The organism is Antarctobacter heliothermus, assembly GCF_002237555.1.
Classification (GTDB): Bacteria; Pseudomonadota; Alphaproteobacteria; order Rhodobacterales; family Rhodobacteraceae; genus Antarctobacter; species Antarctobacter heliothermus_B.
In genome coordinates, this window is the sequence record NZ_CP022540.1 from 4,512,826 (window position 1) to 4,526,098 (window position 13,273).

General features: G+C 63.1%; 19 protein-coding genes and 1 tRNA gene. 8 read left to right on the forward strand and 12 right to left on the reverse strand.

Translation table 11 applies throughout. The annotated features are described in order from the left end of the window. The first annotated feature begins 309 nt into the window (after window positions 1–309). A complete protein-coding gene (locus ANTHELSMS3_RS21380; protein ID WP_254694805.1) occupies window positions 310–837 on the forward strand; it encodes a MarR family winged helix-turn-helix transcriptional regulator in 528 nt (175 codons plus the stop codon). 70 nt (window positions 838–907) lie between these two features. Beyond that, a complete protein-coding gene (paaG, locus tag ANTHELSMS3_RS21385) occupies window positions 908–1,696 on the forward strand; it encodes a 2-(1,2-epoxy-1,2-dihydrophenyl)acetyl-CoA isomerase PaaG (RefSeq protein ID WP_094036641.1) in 789 nt (262 codons plus the stop codon). Window positions 1,697–1,705: 9 nt separating this feature from the next. Here paaG and ANTHELSMS3_RS21390 read toward each other — a convergent pair whose 3' ends face one another. Next, window positions 1,706–2,185: a GNAT family N-acetyltransferase gene (locus ANTHELSMS3_RS21390; RefSeq protein WP_094036642.1), complete on the reverse strand. Its 480-nt coding sequence runs from the start codon at window positions 2,183–2,185 to the stop codon at window positions 1,706–1,708. A gap of 94 nt (window positions 2,186–2,279) precedes the next feature. On the opposite strand from ANTHELSMS3_RS21390, the gene ANTHELSMS3_RS21395 reads away from it, so the two are divergent. Further along, window positions 2,280–2,474 (forward strand): DUF6324 family protein, encoded by a 195-nt coding sequence (locus ANTHELSMS3_RS21395; RefSeq protein WP_094036643.1) that lies wholly within the window; start codon window positions 2,280–2,282, stop codon window positions 2,472–2,474. Here ANTHELSMS3_RS21395 and ANTHELSMS3_RS21400 read toward each other — a convergent pair. Continuing rightward, window positions 2,471–2,860 (reverse strand): VOC family protein, encoded by a 390-nt coding sequence (locus tag ANTHELSMS3_RS21400; protein ID WP_094036644.1) that lies wholly within the window; start codon window positions 2,858–2,860, stop codon window positions 2,471–2,473. The genes ANTHELSMS3_RS21395 and ANTHELSMS3_RS21400 overlap by 4 nt on opposite strands. Before the next feature lie 86 nt (window positions 2,861–2,946). Continuing rightward, window positions 2,947–3,432: an MmcB family DNA repair protein gene (locus tag ANTHELSMS3_RS21405; protein WP_254694806.1), complete on the reverse strand. Its 486-nt coding sequence runs from the start codon at window positions 3,430–3,432 to the stop codon at window positions 2,947–2,949. 117 nt (window positions 3,433–3,549) lie between these two features. Here ANTHELSMS3_RS21405 and ANTHELSMS3_RS21410 point away from each other — a divergent pair, with 117 nt between their 5' ends. The 4 genes from ANTHELSMS3_RS21410 (at window position 3,550) to ANTHELSMS3_RS21425 (ending at window position 6,531) form a co-directional block, all read left to right on the forward strand. Next, the gene (locus ANTHELSMS3_RS21410; protein WP_094036645.1) at window positions 3,550–4,857 is read left to right on the forward strand and encodes a hypothetical protein; all 1,308 of its coding nucleotides are present in this window, start codon (window positions 3,550–3,552) and stop codon (window positions 4,855–4,857) included. Between the two features lie 73 nt (window positions 4,858–4,930). After that, window positions 4,931–5,668 carry a hypothetical protein gene (locus ANTHELSMS3_RS21415; protein WP_094036646.1) on the forward strand — a complete coding sequence of 246 codons (738 nt, stop codon included), beginning with the start codon at window positions 4,931–4,933 and terminating at the stop codon, window positions 5,666–5,668. A gap of 120 nt (window positions 5,669–5,788) precedes the next feature. Beyond that, window positions 5,789–6,115, forward strand: a complete 327-nt coding sequence (locus tag ANTHELSMS3_RS21420) for an ArsR/SmtB family transcription factor (protein ID WP_094036647.1) — start codon at window positions 5,789–5,791, stop codon at window positions 6,113–6,115. Then, on the forward strand, window positions 6,112–6,531 hold the full coding sequence (locus tag ANTHELSMS3_RS21425; RefSeq protein WP_094036648.1) for an SRPBCC family protein: 420 nt from the start codon (window positions 6,112–6,114) through the stop codon (window positions 6,529–6,531). Before ANTHELSMS3_RS21420 ends, ANTHELSMS3_RS21425 begins: the two co-directional genes overlap by 4 nt. A gap of 317 nt (window positions 6,532–6,848) precedes the next feature. Here the strand turns inward: ANTHELSMS3_RS21425 and ANTHELSMS3_RS21430 are convergent, their stop codons facing one another. The 6 genes from ANTHELSMS3_RS21430 to rlmB all read right to left on the reverse strand — a co-directional run bounded on the left by ANTHELSMS3_RS21430 (window position 6,849) and on the right by rlmB (window position 10,810). After that, entirely contained in the window at window positions 6,849–7,184 is a 336-nt protein-coding gene (locus ANTHELSMS3_RS21430; protein ID WP_094036649.1) for a hypothetical protein, read from the reverse strand. A 188-nt stretch (window positions 7,185–7,372) separates the two neighbouring features. After that, window positions 7,373–7,846, reverse strand: a complete 474-nt coding sequence (gene nusB / locus ANTHELSMS3_RS21435) for a transcription antitermination factor NusB (protein ID WP_094036650.1) — start codon at window positions 7,844–7,846, stop codon at window positions 7,373–7,375. Then, window positions 7,843–8,394, reverse strand: a complete 552-nt coding sequence (locus tag ANTHELSMS3_RS21440) for a 6,7-dimethyl-8-ribityllumazine synthase (RefSeq protein ID WP_094036651.1) — start codon at window positions 8,392–8,394, stop codon at window positions 7,843–7,845. Before ANTHELSMS3_RS21440 ends, nusB begins: the two co-directional genes overlap by 4 nt. Then, complete coding sequence (gene ribB / locus ANTHELSMS3_RS21445; RefSeq protein WP_094036652.1) at window positions 8,394–9,521, reverse strand: 3,4-dihydroxy-2-butanone-4-phosphate synthase; 1,128 nt, start codon at window positions 9,519–9,521, stop codon at window positions 8,394–8,396. The genes ANTHELSMS3_RS21440 and ribB overlap by 1 nt, the downstream gene beginning before the upstream one ends. Window positions 9,522–9,706: 185 nt before the next feature. Continuing rightward, window positions 9,707–9,907 carry a hypothetical protein gene (locus ANTHELSMS3_RS26115; RefSeq protein ID WP_254694807.1) on the reverse strand — a complete coding sequence of 67 codons (201 nt, stop codon included), beginning with the start codon at window positions 9,905–9,907 and terminating at the stop codon, window positions 9,707–9,709. A gap of 126 nt (window positions 9,908–10,033) precedes the next feature. After that, the gene (rlmB, locus tag ANTHELSMS3_RS21455; RefSeq protein WP_094036654.1) at window positions 10,034–10,810 is read right to left on the reverse strand and encodes a 23S rRNA (guanosine(2251)-2'-O)-methyltransferase RlmB; all 777 of its coding nucleotides are present in this window, start codon (window positions 10,808–10,810) and stop codon (window positions 10,034–10,036) included. Between the two features lie 132 nt (window positions 10,811–10,942). Here rlmB and ANTHELSMS3_RS25670 point away from each other — a divergent pair. Beyond that, window positions 10,943–11,026: transfer RNA gene (locus ANTHELSMS3_RS25670), tRNA-Tyr, on the forward strand. 129 nt (window positions 11,027–11,155) lie between these two features. On the opposite strand, the gene ANTHELSMS3_RS21460 is transcribed toward ANTHELSMS3_RS25670, so the two are convergent. The 3 genes from ANTHELSMS3_RS21460 to ANTHELSMS3_RS21470 are packed head-to-tail and all read right to left on the reverse strand — an operon-like array spanning window position 11,156 to window position 13,183. After that, a complete protein-coding gene (locus ANTHELSMS3_RS21460) occupies window positions 11,156–11,944 on the reverse strand; it encodes a metal ABC transporter permease (protein WP_094036655.1) in 789 nt (262 codons plus the stop codon). Then, complete coding sequence (locus ANTHELSMS3_RS21465) at window positions 11,934–12,707, reverse strand: metal ABC transporter ATP-binding protein (RefSeq protein ID WP_094036656.1); 774 nt, start codon at window positions 12,705–12,707, stop codon at window positions 11,934–11,936. The genes ANTHELSMS3_RS21460 and ANTHELSMS3_RS21465 overlap by 11 nt, the downstream gene beginning before the upstream one ends. Then, the gene (locus ANTHELSMS3_RS21470; RefSeq protein WP_094036657.1) at window positions 12,704–13,183 is read right to left on the reverse strand and encodes a Fur family transcriptional regulator; all 480 of its coding nucleotides are present in this window, start codon (window positions 13,181–13,183) and stop codon (window positions 12,704–12,706) included. The genes ANTHELSMS3_RS21465 and ANTHELSMS3_RS21470 overlap by 4 nt, the downstream gene beginning before the upstream one ends. Window positions 13,184–13,273: the final 90 nt, after the last annotated feature.

Here is a 13,273-nt window from a genome sequence, read left to right on the forward strand (position 1 = left end):
CACCCGCACCGCTGGGCGGCGCTATTATTCGCCCTGATCCTCGGACCAGACCAAGGCCGTGACAGCCTCACCCGTCACGGCCCTTGCAGACAGGACCGATACGCACCGGTTCCGGGCGGCCTCCTCAACCCGCTTACCCCAGTTCCGGCGCACCACCCCTCTGCGGAATCGCATCTTTGGTAAGCGTACACCTTATTTTTCAAAGATGCAATTTCGTGCATTACCCAGGTGTGGTTTTTAGTGATTCTGCAATATATCGCACATTTAACTGCAACTCATCCAAATACAAATGCGCAGCATGATGACAATATGCGTACTTGCGACTTTTGGCCGGTGGCCTACCCTGTGGTCATGCACGCGATCTACAACATGCCCGGACACCTAATCCGCCGACTGCAACAACTGTCCTCGTCGATCTTCGCCGAACAGATGCGGGCGGCCGGATCTGACCTGACCTCACCGCAATTTGCGGCCCTGACCATGTTGCAGGAACACCCCGATATTGATCAGGCGACACTGGCCGGGCTGATCGCCCATGACCGTGCCACCATCGGAGGGGTGATCGAACGACTGTGTGCCAAGGGGCTGATCGAGCGGCGCACCAATCCTTTGGACCGACGGGCCAAGATACTGGTCCTGACGCCAGAGGGCGAAAGGCGCGTCGCCCAAATCCGCCCCATCGTCGAGACCATGCAAAAGAACCTGCTGGTCGGGCTGGATGAGGCGGAAACAGCGGAATTCATCCGGCTGGCGGCCAAGGTCGCCGCCGCCGGCAATGACCGCACGCGCGCCCCCTTGCGTATGCCCAAGGACAAACCTGACACCCCGGCGCGCTGACCCAGCTACGTTGATCATCCCATCAGGGCGTGCCATCCGTTGCAGCAACCAATTTCAGGAGCGGGAAGACATGTCGGACACCATTCTTTACACGGATCACGGCACTTGGGCCGAGGTCACGCTGAACCGGCCCGACCGGCTGAACAGCTTTACCCCTGACATGCATCTGGCCCTGCGCGCCGCGCTGACTCGCGCGGCGGAAGAGGGCAAGCGCGCCCTCCTGCTAACGGGTGCGGGACGCGGCTTTTGCGCAGGTCAGGATCTGGGCGACCGCGATCCGCGCAAGATGGATGGCCCTCCCGATCTGGGCGAAACGGTGCGCAGCTACTGGGCGCCGCTGGTGCGCCAACTCCACGCCCTGCAAATGCCGGTGATCTGCGCGGTCAATGGCGTCGCCGCCGGGGCCGGGTCCAGCGTGGCGCTGGCCTGCGACATGGTTCTGGCCGGGCAAAGCGCCAAGTTCATCCAATCCTTTGCCAAGGTCGGTCTGATCCCCGACACAGGCGGCAGCTGGCACCTGACCAACATTCTGGGGCGTGCCCGCGCAATGGGCCTTGCCCTGACGGCCCAACCGCTGCCCGCACAACAGGCCGAGGACTGGGGGCTGATCTGGAAGGCTCTGCCGGATGAGGCGCTGATGGATGAGGCGCGCAAGTTGGCGGCGCAATTCGCCGAGGGCCCAACCTTTGGGTTTGCCAGCACCAAACAGGCCATCGACGCCGCGGCGACAAACACTCTGGACGCGCAACTGGATCTGGAGGCCGAGTTGATGAAGGCCTGCGGCGAACACCCCGACTATGCCGAAGGCGTCGCCGCCTTTCTGGACAAACGCGCGCCCAAATTCACCGGAGAGCGGTAAACGCCCCCCTCAAAGGTCAATCTCCCAACCTTGCTCTACCACCTCCACGCCGAAGCTTACCTTTGGCGTGGAACGTACCAGCCGCCAGCCTGTTTTCTGGTACAACGCACAGGCCGCGCGGTGGCTTTCGTGTGTCCACAGCGCCATGCGGCGATAGCCACAATCGCGCGCAAACCCCATGCATTCCGCCAGCAGCCGTTTACCCAGCCCTTTGCCCCGCGCCTCTGGCATCAGGAAAAACAGCCGCAGTTTGGCCGTCTCTTCATCCTCTCGCACGCAAAAGATACAGCCCAATCGCTGCGCCCCGTCCCACGCGATAAAGGCACGTTCGGCGGTCTGATCGTGATCCGCGTCAAAATCCTCCAGAATCTGGCGCACCAGCGCTGGAAACGTCTCGTCAAAGCCTTCGTCGTGCGCATACAGTCGACGGTGTTGTTCCACCAACCAGTCAATGTCGCCGGGGCTAAGGTGTTTCAGGTCAATATCCATGCGCCGAAGAAACCCCCGCGCGGCTTGCAAATCAAGCCCCACGCCGCTAGGTGACTTCGATCCTCAGAGACATATCGAACAAGGCACTGGTGACATGAGCATCCACGACGAACGCGACATCGAAGCCAACCTTCAGATCGGACCCACCGAAAAGGGCATGGTCCGCCTGTTCATCTTTGCCGATGGGCTGGAAATCCCGATGGATTTCGAACCCGAAGAGGCCGAAGAAATCGCCGAAGAGCTGCGCGCCGCCGCCGCAACTGCGCGCCGGGCCCAGCCCAAACGCTAATCCCGTGATGGCGCAGGAACGTGCTGATCGATAAAGATCTTGTTCCCGTCCGGGTCCACCAGCGTCATGTAGGCAGGGCCGATGTCGCCCTCATCCAGACGCTCTTCCGGTTCGATCCCCTCAGCGCGCAACTGTGCCTGAATCTCTCGGATATCGGTGAACGTGTCCAGCGCCTCTCCCCCGCGCAGCCAGCCGGGGTTGAAGGTCAGCATATTGCCTTTGAACATGTCCTGAAACAGGCCGATGACTGTGGTCCCATTGCGCAAGACCACCCAGCCCTCTTCGGCCACGCCTGACACCTGTTCAAAGCCCAACGCCTCGTAAAAGCGCTGTGAGACGACGAGGTCCTTGACCGACAAGCTGACCGAAAATGCCCCAAGTTCCATAGCGTATCCTTTCTGAGATGTGCCGCGACACCCCATCGTCGACCGGAATGGCTCTTTCAGGCAAGCCCCACCAGACAGCGGCGCGGCTATCCCCAGCCGTCCAGCCCTGCACCGGGATCGCGCAACCCCTGCAATCGGCGCGCAGCGTGAACGGCAAACTTGCGCGTCAGCTTGGTCCGCCGTGCGGCGGGCAGCTTATCCTCTGGCCCCATGCGCAATATCTCTGCGTCATAGCCATCCGCGATGATCAGCCCCGTCCCCTCTGGCAGCAAATCGGTCGGAAATGCCTGATCCACCGCCCAGAAATAGCGGTCACACCACGGCAGATAGCCCTGCCATTTGCCGTCGCTCATGAAATCCGCGCGCGAGGATTTACACTCCACCACCCACATCTCGCCTTTGGGGCCCAGCGCCATGACATCCACCCGCAGGCCCCGCTCGGGCACAAACTCTTCGATCACGGCAAAGCCATGCCCCGCCAGATGGCGGGACACGCCGCGCGCCAACAACTGGCCGGGCATCATCTCAGACTTCGGATCGGGTATCAGGCGAGGGGCAACAGGCAATTCCATGCCCAAATTCTTGAACATTCCGTGAACAAATGCAACCCCGCCGCGCGCTGCCTTTCCTCTGGCGGCGATTTGCCTACTGTCGCCAAAGCATCGTTTTCATGACTCTCAAGGTTGCCCATGTCCCAAGACGCCCCTCAGACCCGATTGACCCGCGAAGAGGCCCGTGGTGTGCGTGCCGCCCGCGAACTGGAAGGGCACCTGACATGGCTCGACACCTTTTCCGGCACAGCCCTTGGCGTGCTTTCTGTCGCTTCTGGCATCTACACCTATCTAGGTGTCTCGTCGCTGCTGGATGAAAACGGCGCCATGTCGGTCTTTGCCGCCATCGCCTATTCCACCGCCGTCTCTGTCGGGATCTTCGTGTTCTGGTCCTACATGCTGCGCCTGTTTCCCGCCGTCCGCACCGCCCGCGCCCGCGCTGGCCTGCTGGCCACCATGGGGCTGGGCAGCCTCGCCATCGTCGCCATGTCATCCTGGCTGAACGCCGCAGCCCTTGCCGGATCTGCGGCGGTTGAACAGCATCTGGCCGAAACGGTGCAGGACTATCAGGCCGCGCTGGAACGCGCGCATGAGATCGCCCTGACCGCTCAAGCGTTGGAACGGGACGTCGCCCGCACCCGCCAAAGCTTTGAAGATTTGTCAGAGCTCGAAGCGCAGGGCGCGCTCTCCGGTCTGGCCGGGCGCGGAGCAGTCTTTCGCGTGTTGCGTCAAAAGTCCGCAGAACTAACCGCGCTGGAGGCGCAGATCGCCGCCCAGACGCCACTGGTCGACACCGCCTTTACTGAGGGCAATACCATCCTGTCACGGATGCGCGCACTGACGGTAGAACCCGGCAACGTCGAGGCGCGATCAGTCGAGTTCTCAGAGGCGGCCGTACGCTTGCAAGGGTTGATCACCCAGTTGCGGCAACTGTCGGTCGCGCCACTGGTCGAACGCGCCGCGCAGGATCTGGCCGCCTCTGTGGTGCTGCCGGAACTCGACAGTGCCACAGCGCAGGGCCGCGCCGATCAGTCCGCCACCATCACCTCGGTGCTGGAGGTGCTGGCGCAGCGGGCCGCGACGCTGGAAAGGGCCGCGCAGGCCGTGCAATCGTTGCAGACCCCCACGGACGTGACCTATGCGCCGCTGTCCGCCGCCGATGCGGTCATCCTGTATGCCGGGAATTTCATTCCCTCCTGGGCCGGAGCCATCGCCATCGACCTGTTGCCCATGGTGCTGGTCTTTATCCTTGCCATCACCCACGGTGCCATTCGAGAGGGCCGCGAGGGCGCAGGGGTTGAGGACACGCTGACACTGGCCGAACTGCGCGCTGCCGTCACCGCCCTGCGTGAGGTCGAGGCCGTTGCAGGCCCGCCGCCCGCGCGCCCCGAAGCGCCGCCCGCGCCCAGCGACGACGTGACCCCGCTCAAAGGGAAATCCGCATGACCGGGCCGGCGCGACAAAACCCCCGGCGCAAGGCCGGGATAGTTGGCCGTACGTCCACATCGGAGCCGCCACGATGAACCGCAGTGTGGCCCGCACCCTGTCGGCCGTGCTGATCTTTCAGGTCGGCATTGGCGTTCTGCTGGTCCTTGGCGACATGCGGCAGGGCACCCTGTCCCTGCCAACCTTCAAACCGGACGCCCCGCGCCTGTCCGAACCAGTCCGCCCCGGAGATCAGCGCCGCATCTTCAAACCGGGCCGTGACCGCCCCGCCGTTTCACCCGAACGCGACCCCGGTGAACTGCCCGAACGGCTGACATTGACCCTGAATGACGGGGTCTGGCGGCTGGAAGGGGCGATTGCCGAGGGCGACGCCGAACGCCTGATCCCACAGATCGACCGCGCCGATCCACCAATCACAACGCTGGTGCTGCAATCCTCTGGCGGGTCGGTCCGCGACGCCCTTGACCTTGGCCGCCACCTGCGCGCCTCCGGCATCGCCACAGAGGTTCTATCGGGAGAGTTCTGCTATTCCGCCTGCCCCTACCTCTTTGCCGGCGGCAAGACCCGCAGCGCCGCCGCCGCTGCCTCTATCGGGGTGCACCAGCACTATTTCGGCGAAAGCACTCTGCTGCCCGCTTTTGTCGCGGTCGAGGACATCCAGCGCGGTCAGGCAGAGGTCATGGGCTTTCTCGACGACATGGGCATTGACCCGCTGGTGATGCGCCACGCGCTCGTCACGCCGCCGGATGAAATCTACATCCTGCTGCCCGAAGAATTGACCCGCTACGGGTTCGTCACAGACGAATCCTAACAGCAAGGATCACACCCCGTCCGTCCCGCGCGAAGGTTCTCGCTTGACAGGATACCATTTGGCACCCCATAAAGAGATACCAAACGGTATCTCAAATCACCAACCACCTCCGGAGTCGCCATGCCACCAAACCTACAACCCACCTTCCGCGCCCTCGCGGACCCGACACGACGCGACATCCTGCGCCGCCTGTCGGCCCGCGAAATGACCCTCGCCGAAGTGACCGAACATTGTGACATGACCCGCGCGGCGGTCAAAAAGCATCTTGTCGTGCTCGAAGATGGCAACCTGATCCACATGCGGCGGCAGGGTCGGGAAACGATCTCCACTCTCAACGCTGCCGCGCTGAAACCCGTCACCGACTGGTTGAGCTATTTCGACGCCTTCTGGGACGACAAGCTGTCCGCGCTCACGCAAACCCTCACCGATGAAAAGGACGCCCTATGACCCTCACCATCCGCAAATCCGTCTTCCTGCCCGCAGACCAAACCACCGTATGGGATCACCTGACGCGCGCCGACCTGCTGGGCAAATGGTTTCACCCCGCCTCGTCGGATCTGGTCGAAGGGCAACCCTACACCTTGCTGTCGCAAAAGGACGGCGACCGCATGTGCTGGGGCACGGTGGAAAAACTCTCGCCCAAGGATCACATGCGATGGTCGTTTACCGTCGGCCCGCTGAACGGGACCATGACCACCGTCGACTGGCACCTGACCACGGCCCCCGGCGGCACACAGCTGTCGCTGGAACATTCCGGCCTGCCCGAAGACGCGGAGGGCTATGGTCTTGTGCTTGCGCTGGACAAAGGTTGGCACGGATTTCTTGGCAATCTGCACGAAATCGAAACGATGGCCTTGTCATGACCCCTGCCGCGCCTTACCTCAGGCGCTGGCGGGTTCTGCCCTTCTCGTACACGGGTACATTCCGGTGGCCTTAAGCAAATCCGAGGGAGCTGGCTCTGGCGGGATCGTGGTCTCGTTACCTGGCGCCCACCTGTATATACAGGTCCTCGGGAATGCACTACCCACACGGTTGGCGCGGTTCCCGCCGCACACCCCACATAGCGTACAATCAGGTTTAGAATCCTGATAATCAGGCTGACCAAGACCGGAAGCGGGCTGGAGGGCGGGCCGCTGAGCCGCAGGCTCAGTCGGGGCGTCCGGAGGCCCGCTTTACACGCTCAGCGGTGGCCCAGAACCCGCAACGATCGCGCCTTAGGTGCTTTTGCCGCGACACGCACCCGCGCAGGCACTTGCGGAATAGCGCGCTGACGTTTGCCACCCGAGGTGTCGTCGTCCTCTGCCATGCGCATGATCGAAATGGCGAACTGCACCCCGGCGAACACCACACCGTTGAAGAACACCAGCATGATCACGGCCACCACCGCGACATCACTGGTTGAGATCAGGTGCCACAGGTTGGCGACGTTGAACCACAACAACGCGCCGACAAAGAGCGCTGAAAGGCCAAAACCTGTCAGGACCTGAAGGATGTAAAGACGGATGAGTTTGGGCATGGGCGGCTCCTTCGCATTCCATGAATAGAATACAAATGGAGGACATTGGCAATCGCGCAAGAGGTCACATGCCCGCCGCCGCCTCCAGAACCTGCGCGTTTCGACGCAGGTCGCCCTATTGGCCCCGCCTCGCCGAAATGCCGATCAGCCGGGCATCTGTCGTCGCAACCCCCTGCCGCACCAGAGCATCAAAATGCCTCGGGCTTGGCCTCGCGTGCCATGTGGTCCAGTACCGCGTTCACAAAACGCGCTTCTTTACCGTCCGGGAAAAAGGCCGACGCCACGTCCAGATATTCGACGATCACCACCTTAGGCGGCGTCTCAAATGCCAGCATCTCTGCCCCGGCCACGCGAAACAGCGCGCGCAGTGTCGGGTCGATCCGCGCTATGGGCCATTTCGCCACCAGCGCCCGGTCGGTCATCTGGTCGATCTTGACCTGCCAGTTCACCGCCTGCTCCAAGAGCTTGGCAAAGAATTCAACGTCGCCGTCGATCATCTCAGTGCCGTCGTCGATCTCGGCCCCAAAGCGGAACTCCAGAAACTCGCGCCGCACCTTGTCGATGCCCACGTCGGATTGTTCCATCTGGAACAGCGCCTGCACGGCATAAAACCGCGAGGCGCTCTTCATCTTGCGTTTCTGGTTGCCCGATAGCTGGGTCATGCGATGTCGGGGCCCTTGCTGCTGCCTGCGATCTGGATCTCTTCGCGGGCGGGGACGAATCCCACACCCTTGCGAGAGCCGCCCCACTTACGGGTCAGCGCCAGCAGATGCAAGGCCGCCGCCGCCGCGCCGCCGCCCTTGTTTTGACCGGCCGCCTCGGCCCGCACGCGGGCTTGTTCATAATTCTCGACCGTCAGGATTCCATTGCCAATGCACAGCCCCTGAAGGCCTAGCAGTGTCAGCGCCCGAGAACTGTCGTTGCAAACCGTGTCATAATGCGTCGTCTCGCCCCGGATCACGCAGCCCAGCGCCACATAGGCGTCAAAGTTCGACATACGCTCCGCGATGCCGATGGCGGTGGGCACCTCCAGCGCGCCGGGCACCTCGACGGTTTCATGCAAGCCGCCGCAGGCCTCGATCTCGGCTGCGGCACCTGCCACCAACTGGTCGGCGATATCTTTGTAGTAGGGCGCGACGACGATCAGAACCTTGACCGGCTTGTCAAACTCCGCGCGATCCAGCACATGATGCGTCTCACTCGATGCCATCAGCCCAACTCCGAGACTTTGCGCGTTCCGACGATTTCAAGGCCGTAGGCGTCCAGTCCCACAACCTTGGGCGTGGGGGAATTGGTCAACAGCACCAGCTTGGACAATCCGAGCGAGGACAGGATCTGTGCCCCCAGACCGTATTGCCGCAATGTCTTGGGCGACACACCTTCGGCGGCGTCCAGCTTCATCGAGGTGTCGCGCAGCAGCACGACCACGCCGCGCCCTTCGTCTGCAACCGCCTGCATCGCGTGCTGAAACTCATGCGCCCGCCCCTTTGGCCCGGTGCCGACAATGTCCAGCATCGGGTCCATGGCGTGCATCCGCACCAACACCGGATCGGAGGTGCCAAGGTCGCCTTTGGTCAGAACGATGTGTTCGTCGCCATGTGTTTCGTCGGTGTAGATGCGCATCCGCCACTCACCGCCGAACTCCGACGTGATGGTCTCTTCGGTGCGGATCTTGACCAGATTGTCGTTGCGCCGCCGGTACGAAATCAGGTCAGAAATTGTGCCGATCTTCAGCCCGTGACGCTGTGCAAAGGCCACCATTTCCGGCAACCGCGCCATGGTGCCGTCCTCGTTCATGATCTCGCAGATCACACCCGCCGCGTTCAGCCCAGCCAACCGCGCCACATCGACCGCCGCCTCTGTATGGCCGGCACGCACCAGCACGCCGCCCTTGCGGGCGCGCAGCGGGAACACATGGCCCGGTGTGGCAATATCCGCCGCCCCCTTGGAGGCATCGATGGCCACCGCGATGGTCCGCGCCCGGTCAGCGGCGGAAATGCCCGTCGTCACCCCCTCACGCGCCTCGATCGAGGTGGTAAAGGCCGTTTCGTGCCGGGACGAGTTGTTGGTCGACATCAGCGGCAGACCCAGTTCCTCGATTCGGTCCGAGGTCATCGCAAGGCAGATCAACCCGCGCCCGTACAGCGCCATGAAGTTGACCGCATCCGGCGTCGCCCATTGGGCGGGGATCACCAGATCGCCTTCGTTTTCACGGTCTTCGTGATCGACCAGAATGAACATGCGCCCGTTGCGCGCGTCCTCAATGATCTCTTCGACAGAAGAAATCGCATCGGACCAGACCTGTTCAACCGGTCCCGGAGTTTCAAAATCGGGCATGGGGCCTCTCTTTTGCCAGTCAGGTGCGGGATACTTGAGCGTTCCGCCAAAGACCAGAGGCAAGCGTACCCTACGCTGCACGGCGACCATGCAAAAAAACACAGGCGGTCGCATCCATGTTCTGCCCTTCGCCGTCCAGGACAGCCCACTCAGCGGCCCTTGGCGGATTTCAGGCGAACAGGATCTCAGTCAAAAATATCGTCCAGCAGATCGAACGCCTCATCGAAAAAGCGGTGCGCCAGACCCTTGCTCTTTTTCTTGCGCGGCTTCTGCCCGACCTTGCGGTCCGCTGTTTGGGCCGGTCTGGCTTTCTTGCGCGTGGCCTTGGTGTCCGCCTTAAAATCCGGGCGACCGGGGCGGGCCGCCTCGGCCTTCAGGTGTTTCATGTTGTGCAGTGGCGCCCCACAGGATGCACAGGACAATTCATGCCGGACGTCGCCGCGCAGAACGAGCGCGGCACGCGTGCCGCAATAACAACAAGTCGCAATCTTGGTCGTGGCCATAGGGCCGATCTAGGCACGCGCCGCGTAAAGCGCAACCGCCGCCGCGTTCGACACATTCAGCGACCCAAAAGCTCCGGCGAAATCGATCCGGACCAACGCGTCCACCGTTTCCTTGGTCTTGGGTCGCAGTCCCGGCCCCTCGGCCCCGAAAACCAGCGCCAGAGGGGCGTCGCGCCGTCCCTCAAGCGCTGCTTCGATGGTTTGCTCTGCCTCACCGTCAAGGCCCAGAACAAGATACCCCATGTCGCGCAGCGTCTGGATCGTCTCAGCCAGATTGCGCTCTCGCAGGTAGGGCTGGCGCTCCAACGCCCCGCTGGCGGTCTTGGCCAGTGCACCGGTTTCGGGGGCCGCGTGGTGGCGCGTACCGATCACCGCTTGCGCGCCGAACACCTCCGCCGAGCGCAGAATCGCGCCCACATTGTGTGGGTCCGTCACCCGGTCCAGCAGGACCAGCCGCAAGGCCCCCTGCCCGGCAAAGGCCACGTCTTCGAGCCGCCCCCAATCCAGCGGCTTAACCTCCAGCGCGGCCCCTTGGTGGACCGAATTGGGGTCCAGCGGCGCATCAAACCGGCGCGGATCCTGAATTTCGGGGGTCATGCCAGAGACCGCAACCGCCTCTGTCAGCTTTTCCGCCGCATTGGGCGTCAGGATCAGCCGCAGCCTGTCCCGGCGCGGATTCATCAGCGCGTCGCGGACCGCGTGCAGCCCGAACAGCCAGACGGTCTCATTGGCCGAGGCCTTGCGCGCCTGTTCCTTTTCGACCACCCATTTCGGTTTCTTTGCCATCGCCGATGCCCCTGCTTTCTGAGGACACAGGGTTTGCACCCTGCGCCGTGCTTTGCCAAGGGAATTTCCTGTTGACGCGGTTTTTGGGCGCATGTAGTCAGCCCCTCACACCGGGTACGCCCGGTGTCCGGTGGGCGACAGGCCGCAAGGTGTGGCAGGGGACTGTAACTCCCTCGAGGCGACTCACGCCTGGTTCGATTCCAGGGTCGCCCACCATTTCATATCTTCGACAATACGCGTTTCTGTGGATCAGGCTTTGGCCCGATCTGCCGATTCAGACCGGGCCGATTGGTTGGGCCGATTGACTGGCCCCTCAATCAGAATCACATACCTTGTTTTGCGGGATCATCCCCGAAGAGCGCGCGCCAGCGCGGCCACCGCAAACAGCACCGCCGCCGCGCAGACAACACTTGGCCCCGCCGGGGTGTCAAAGGTCCACGCCGCCCACAGCCCGCCCAGCGCCGACACAACACCTACCGCCGCCGTGCCCGCCAGCATGCCTTCGGGTGTTGTCGACAGGGGCCGCGCTGCTGCCGCCGGGATGATCAGCAATGCGCCGATCAACAGCGCACCGACCACCTTCAGCGCCACGGCTACCACCAGCGCCAGCGCCAGCATCAGCACCACACGCTCACGCTCTGGATTCAGGCCAGAGGCGGCAGCCAGATCGGGCGACACGGTCGCGGTCAACAGCGCCTGCCACCGCCAGCCGATCAATGCCGCAACCAGCGCCCCGCCGCCCCAGATCACCGCCAGATCGCTGCGGCTGACCGCAAGAATATCGCCGAACAGATAGGCCTCCAGGTTCAGGCGCGGACCGGGCAGCAGGCTGGCCGCGACAAGGCCCATCGCAAGTGCCGCATGGGCCACAACCCCCAGAACCATATCCGCGCCATAGCCTCGCCCCGACAACTGCGCGACGCCAAAAGCGACCAGCAGGGACACAATCAGCGTTCCGGCAAAGATCGGCACCGACAAGGCCAGCGCCAAGGCAACCCCAAGGATCGCTGCGTGTGAGGTCGCGTCGCCGAAATAGGCCATCCGCCGCCAGACAACGAAGACGCCCAAAGGGGCCGCCGCCAACGCCACCCCCACCGCCGCCAGTGCGGCGCGCACCAGAAAATCATCCAGCATCGCAGTTCTCTCCGGCGGCATGATCGTGAGTATGATCATGGGCGTGATCGTGATCGTGATGGTGGCTGTGTTCGTGGCGGTACAGTGCCAGTGCGCCCTTGGTGCCAGACCCGAACAGCGCGCGGTATTCCTCGGCCTGCGCGACCACCTCGGGGTGGCCTTCGCAGCAAACATGACCGTTCAGGCAAATCACCCGGTCAGAGGCGCTCATGACAACATGCAGCTCATGGCTGACCATCAGCACGGCACAGCCCAACCGGTCGCGCAGATCCTCGATCCGCAGGTAGAACTGTGCCTGCGCCGGTTGGTCCAGCCCGGTCGTTGGCTCATCCAGAATCAGGATCTGCGGCGTATTCAGCAACGCCCGCGCCAGCAAGACCCGTTGAAACTGCCCCCCAGATAGGGCCGACATCTGCCGTCCCGCAAGATCACCGGCCCCCGCCTCGTCCAGCGCCGTGGCGCGCGCCTCGGCGCTGTTGCGGTGCGGCAGGTCTAGAAAGCGGCTGACGGTGATTGGCAGGGTGGCGTCCATCCGCAACCCCTGCGGCACATATCCCAGCCGCAGCCCCCGCTGCCGCACCACGCTGCCGCGTGACGGTTTCAACGCCCCGACCAGTGCGCGCAACAGCGTCGACTTGCCCGATCCGTTGGGGCCAACCACGGTTACGATCTCTCCGGGCGCGATGCTGAAATCCACATCGCGCAAGACCTCACGCGGGCCTTGTCTCACGGCCAGCCCACGCGCCTCGACCAATGCGCTCATCTTGGGGTGTCCACACAGGCCGGGCACAGGCCCTCTGCTTCGATCGCGACCCGTTCAACCTGAAACCCCAGTTCTCCGGCCGCAGCACGCAGCACGTCAGAGGCGCGCCGTCCCGGCGTTTCGGCCACCGCAGAACAGTTGCGGCAAATCAGGAAACAGGGCGCGTGACGCTCTCCGGGTGCGGCGCAGGCAATAAAGGCGTTCAACCGTTCGATCCGATGGGCAAACCCATGCGCCACAAGGAAATCCAGCGCCCGGTAGGCCACGGGCGGCTGCGAACCGCGTCCCTCGTCGCGCAGCACGTCCAACACCTCATAGGCCCCCATCGCCCGATGCTGTGCCAGCAGAATCTCGAGCACGCGCCGCCGCACCGGCGTCAACTGCAGCCGCTGCTCATCACAAGTCTCTTCGACCGCCTGCAACGCCGTGGCGATACAGTGGCCGTGGTCGTGATGCTCAAACCCTTTGGCGTCCATGGTGCGTCTCTCCTGCAGATTTGGGGTTGATATGGTATAACATTCAGCCGTACAAGTCCGCATCGTTATGATATAACATACAAAGGTCTC

Coding starts and splice junctions, on each gene's coding strand:
- ANTHELSMS3_RS21470 (WP_094036657.1), bottom strand. CDS start 13,183: ATGGACGCCAAAGGGTTTGAGCATCACGACCACGGCCACTGTATCGCC.
- ANTHELSMS3_RS21400 (WP_094036644.1), bottom strand. CDS start 2,860: ATGGAACTTGGGGCATTTTCGGTCAGCTTGTCGGTCAAGGACCTCGTC.
- ANTHELSMS3_RS21405 (WP_254694806.1), bottom strand. CDS start 3,432: ATGGAATTGCCTGTTGCCCCTCGCCTGATACCCGATCCGAAGTCTGAG.
- ANTHELSMS3_RS21465 (WP_094036656.1), bottom strand. CDS start 12,707: ATGAGCGCATTGGTCGAGGCGCGTGGGCTGGCCGTGAGACAAGGCCCG.
- ANTHELSMS3_RS26115 (WP_254694807.1), bottom strand. CDS start 9,907: ATGAAACACCTGAAGGCCGAGGCGGCCCGCCCCGGTCGCCCGGATTTT.
- ANTHELSMS3_RS21460 (WP_094036655.1), bottom strand. CDS start 11,944: ATGCTGGATGATTTTCTGGTGCGCGCCGCACTGGCGGCGGTGGGGGTG.
- nusB (WP_094036650.1), bottom strand. CDS start 7,846: ATGACCCAGCTATCGGGCAACCAGAAACGCAAGATGAAGAGCGCCTCG.
- rlmB (WP_094036654.1), bottom strand. CDS start 10,810: ATGGCAAAGAAACCGAAATGGGTGGTCGAAAAGGAACAGGCGCGCAAG.
- ribB (WP_094036652.1), bottom strand. CDS start 9,521: ATGCCCGATTTTGAAACTCCGGGACCGGTTGAACAGGTCTGGTCCGAT.
- ANTHELSMS3_RS21380 (WP_254694805.1), top strand. CDS start 310: ATGCGTACTTGCGACTTTTGGCCGGTGGCCTACCCTGTGGTCATGCAC.
- ANTHELSMS3_RS21395 (WP_094036643.1), top strand. CDS start 2,280: ATGAGCATCCACGACGAACGCGACATCGAAGCCAACCTTCAGATCGGA.
- ANTHELSMS3_RS21440 (WP_094036651.1), bottom strand. CDS start 8,394: ATGGCATCGAGTGAGACGCATCATGTGCTGGATCGCGCGGAGTTTGAC.
- ANTHELSMS3_RS21390 (WP_094036642.1), bottom strand. CDS start 2,185: ATGGATATTGACCTGAAACACCTTAGCCCCGGCGACATTGACTGGTTG.
- ANTHELSMS3_RS21425 (WP_094036648.1), top strand. CDS start 6,112: ATGACCCTCACCATCCGCAAATCCGTCTTCCTGCCCGCAGACCAAACC.
- ANTHELSMS3_RS21410 (WP_094036645.1), top strand. CDS start 3,550: ATGTCCCAAGACGCCCCTCAGACCCGATTGACCCGCGAAGAGGCCCGT.
- paaG (WP_094036641.1), top strand. CDS start 908: ATGTCGGACACCATTCTTTACACGGATCACGGCACTTGGGCCGAGGTC.
- ANTHELSMS3_RS21420 (WP_094036647.1), top strand. CDS start 5,789: ATGCCACCAAACCTACAACCCACCTTCCGCGCCCTCGCGGACCCGACA.
- ANTHELSMS3_RS21430 (WP_094036649.1), bottom strand. CDS start 7,184: ATGCCCAAACTCATCCGTCTTTACATCCTTCAGGTCCTGACAGGTTTT.
- ANTHELSMS3_RS21415 (WP_094036646.1), top strand. CDS start 4,931: ATGAACCGCAGTGTGGCCCGCACCCTGTCGGCCGTGCTGATCTTTCAG.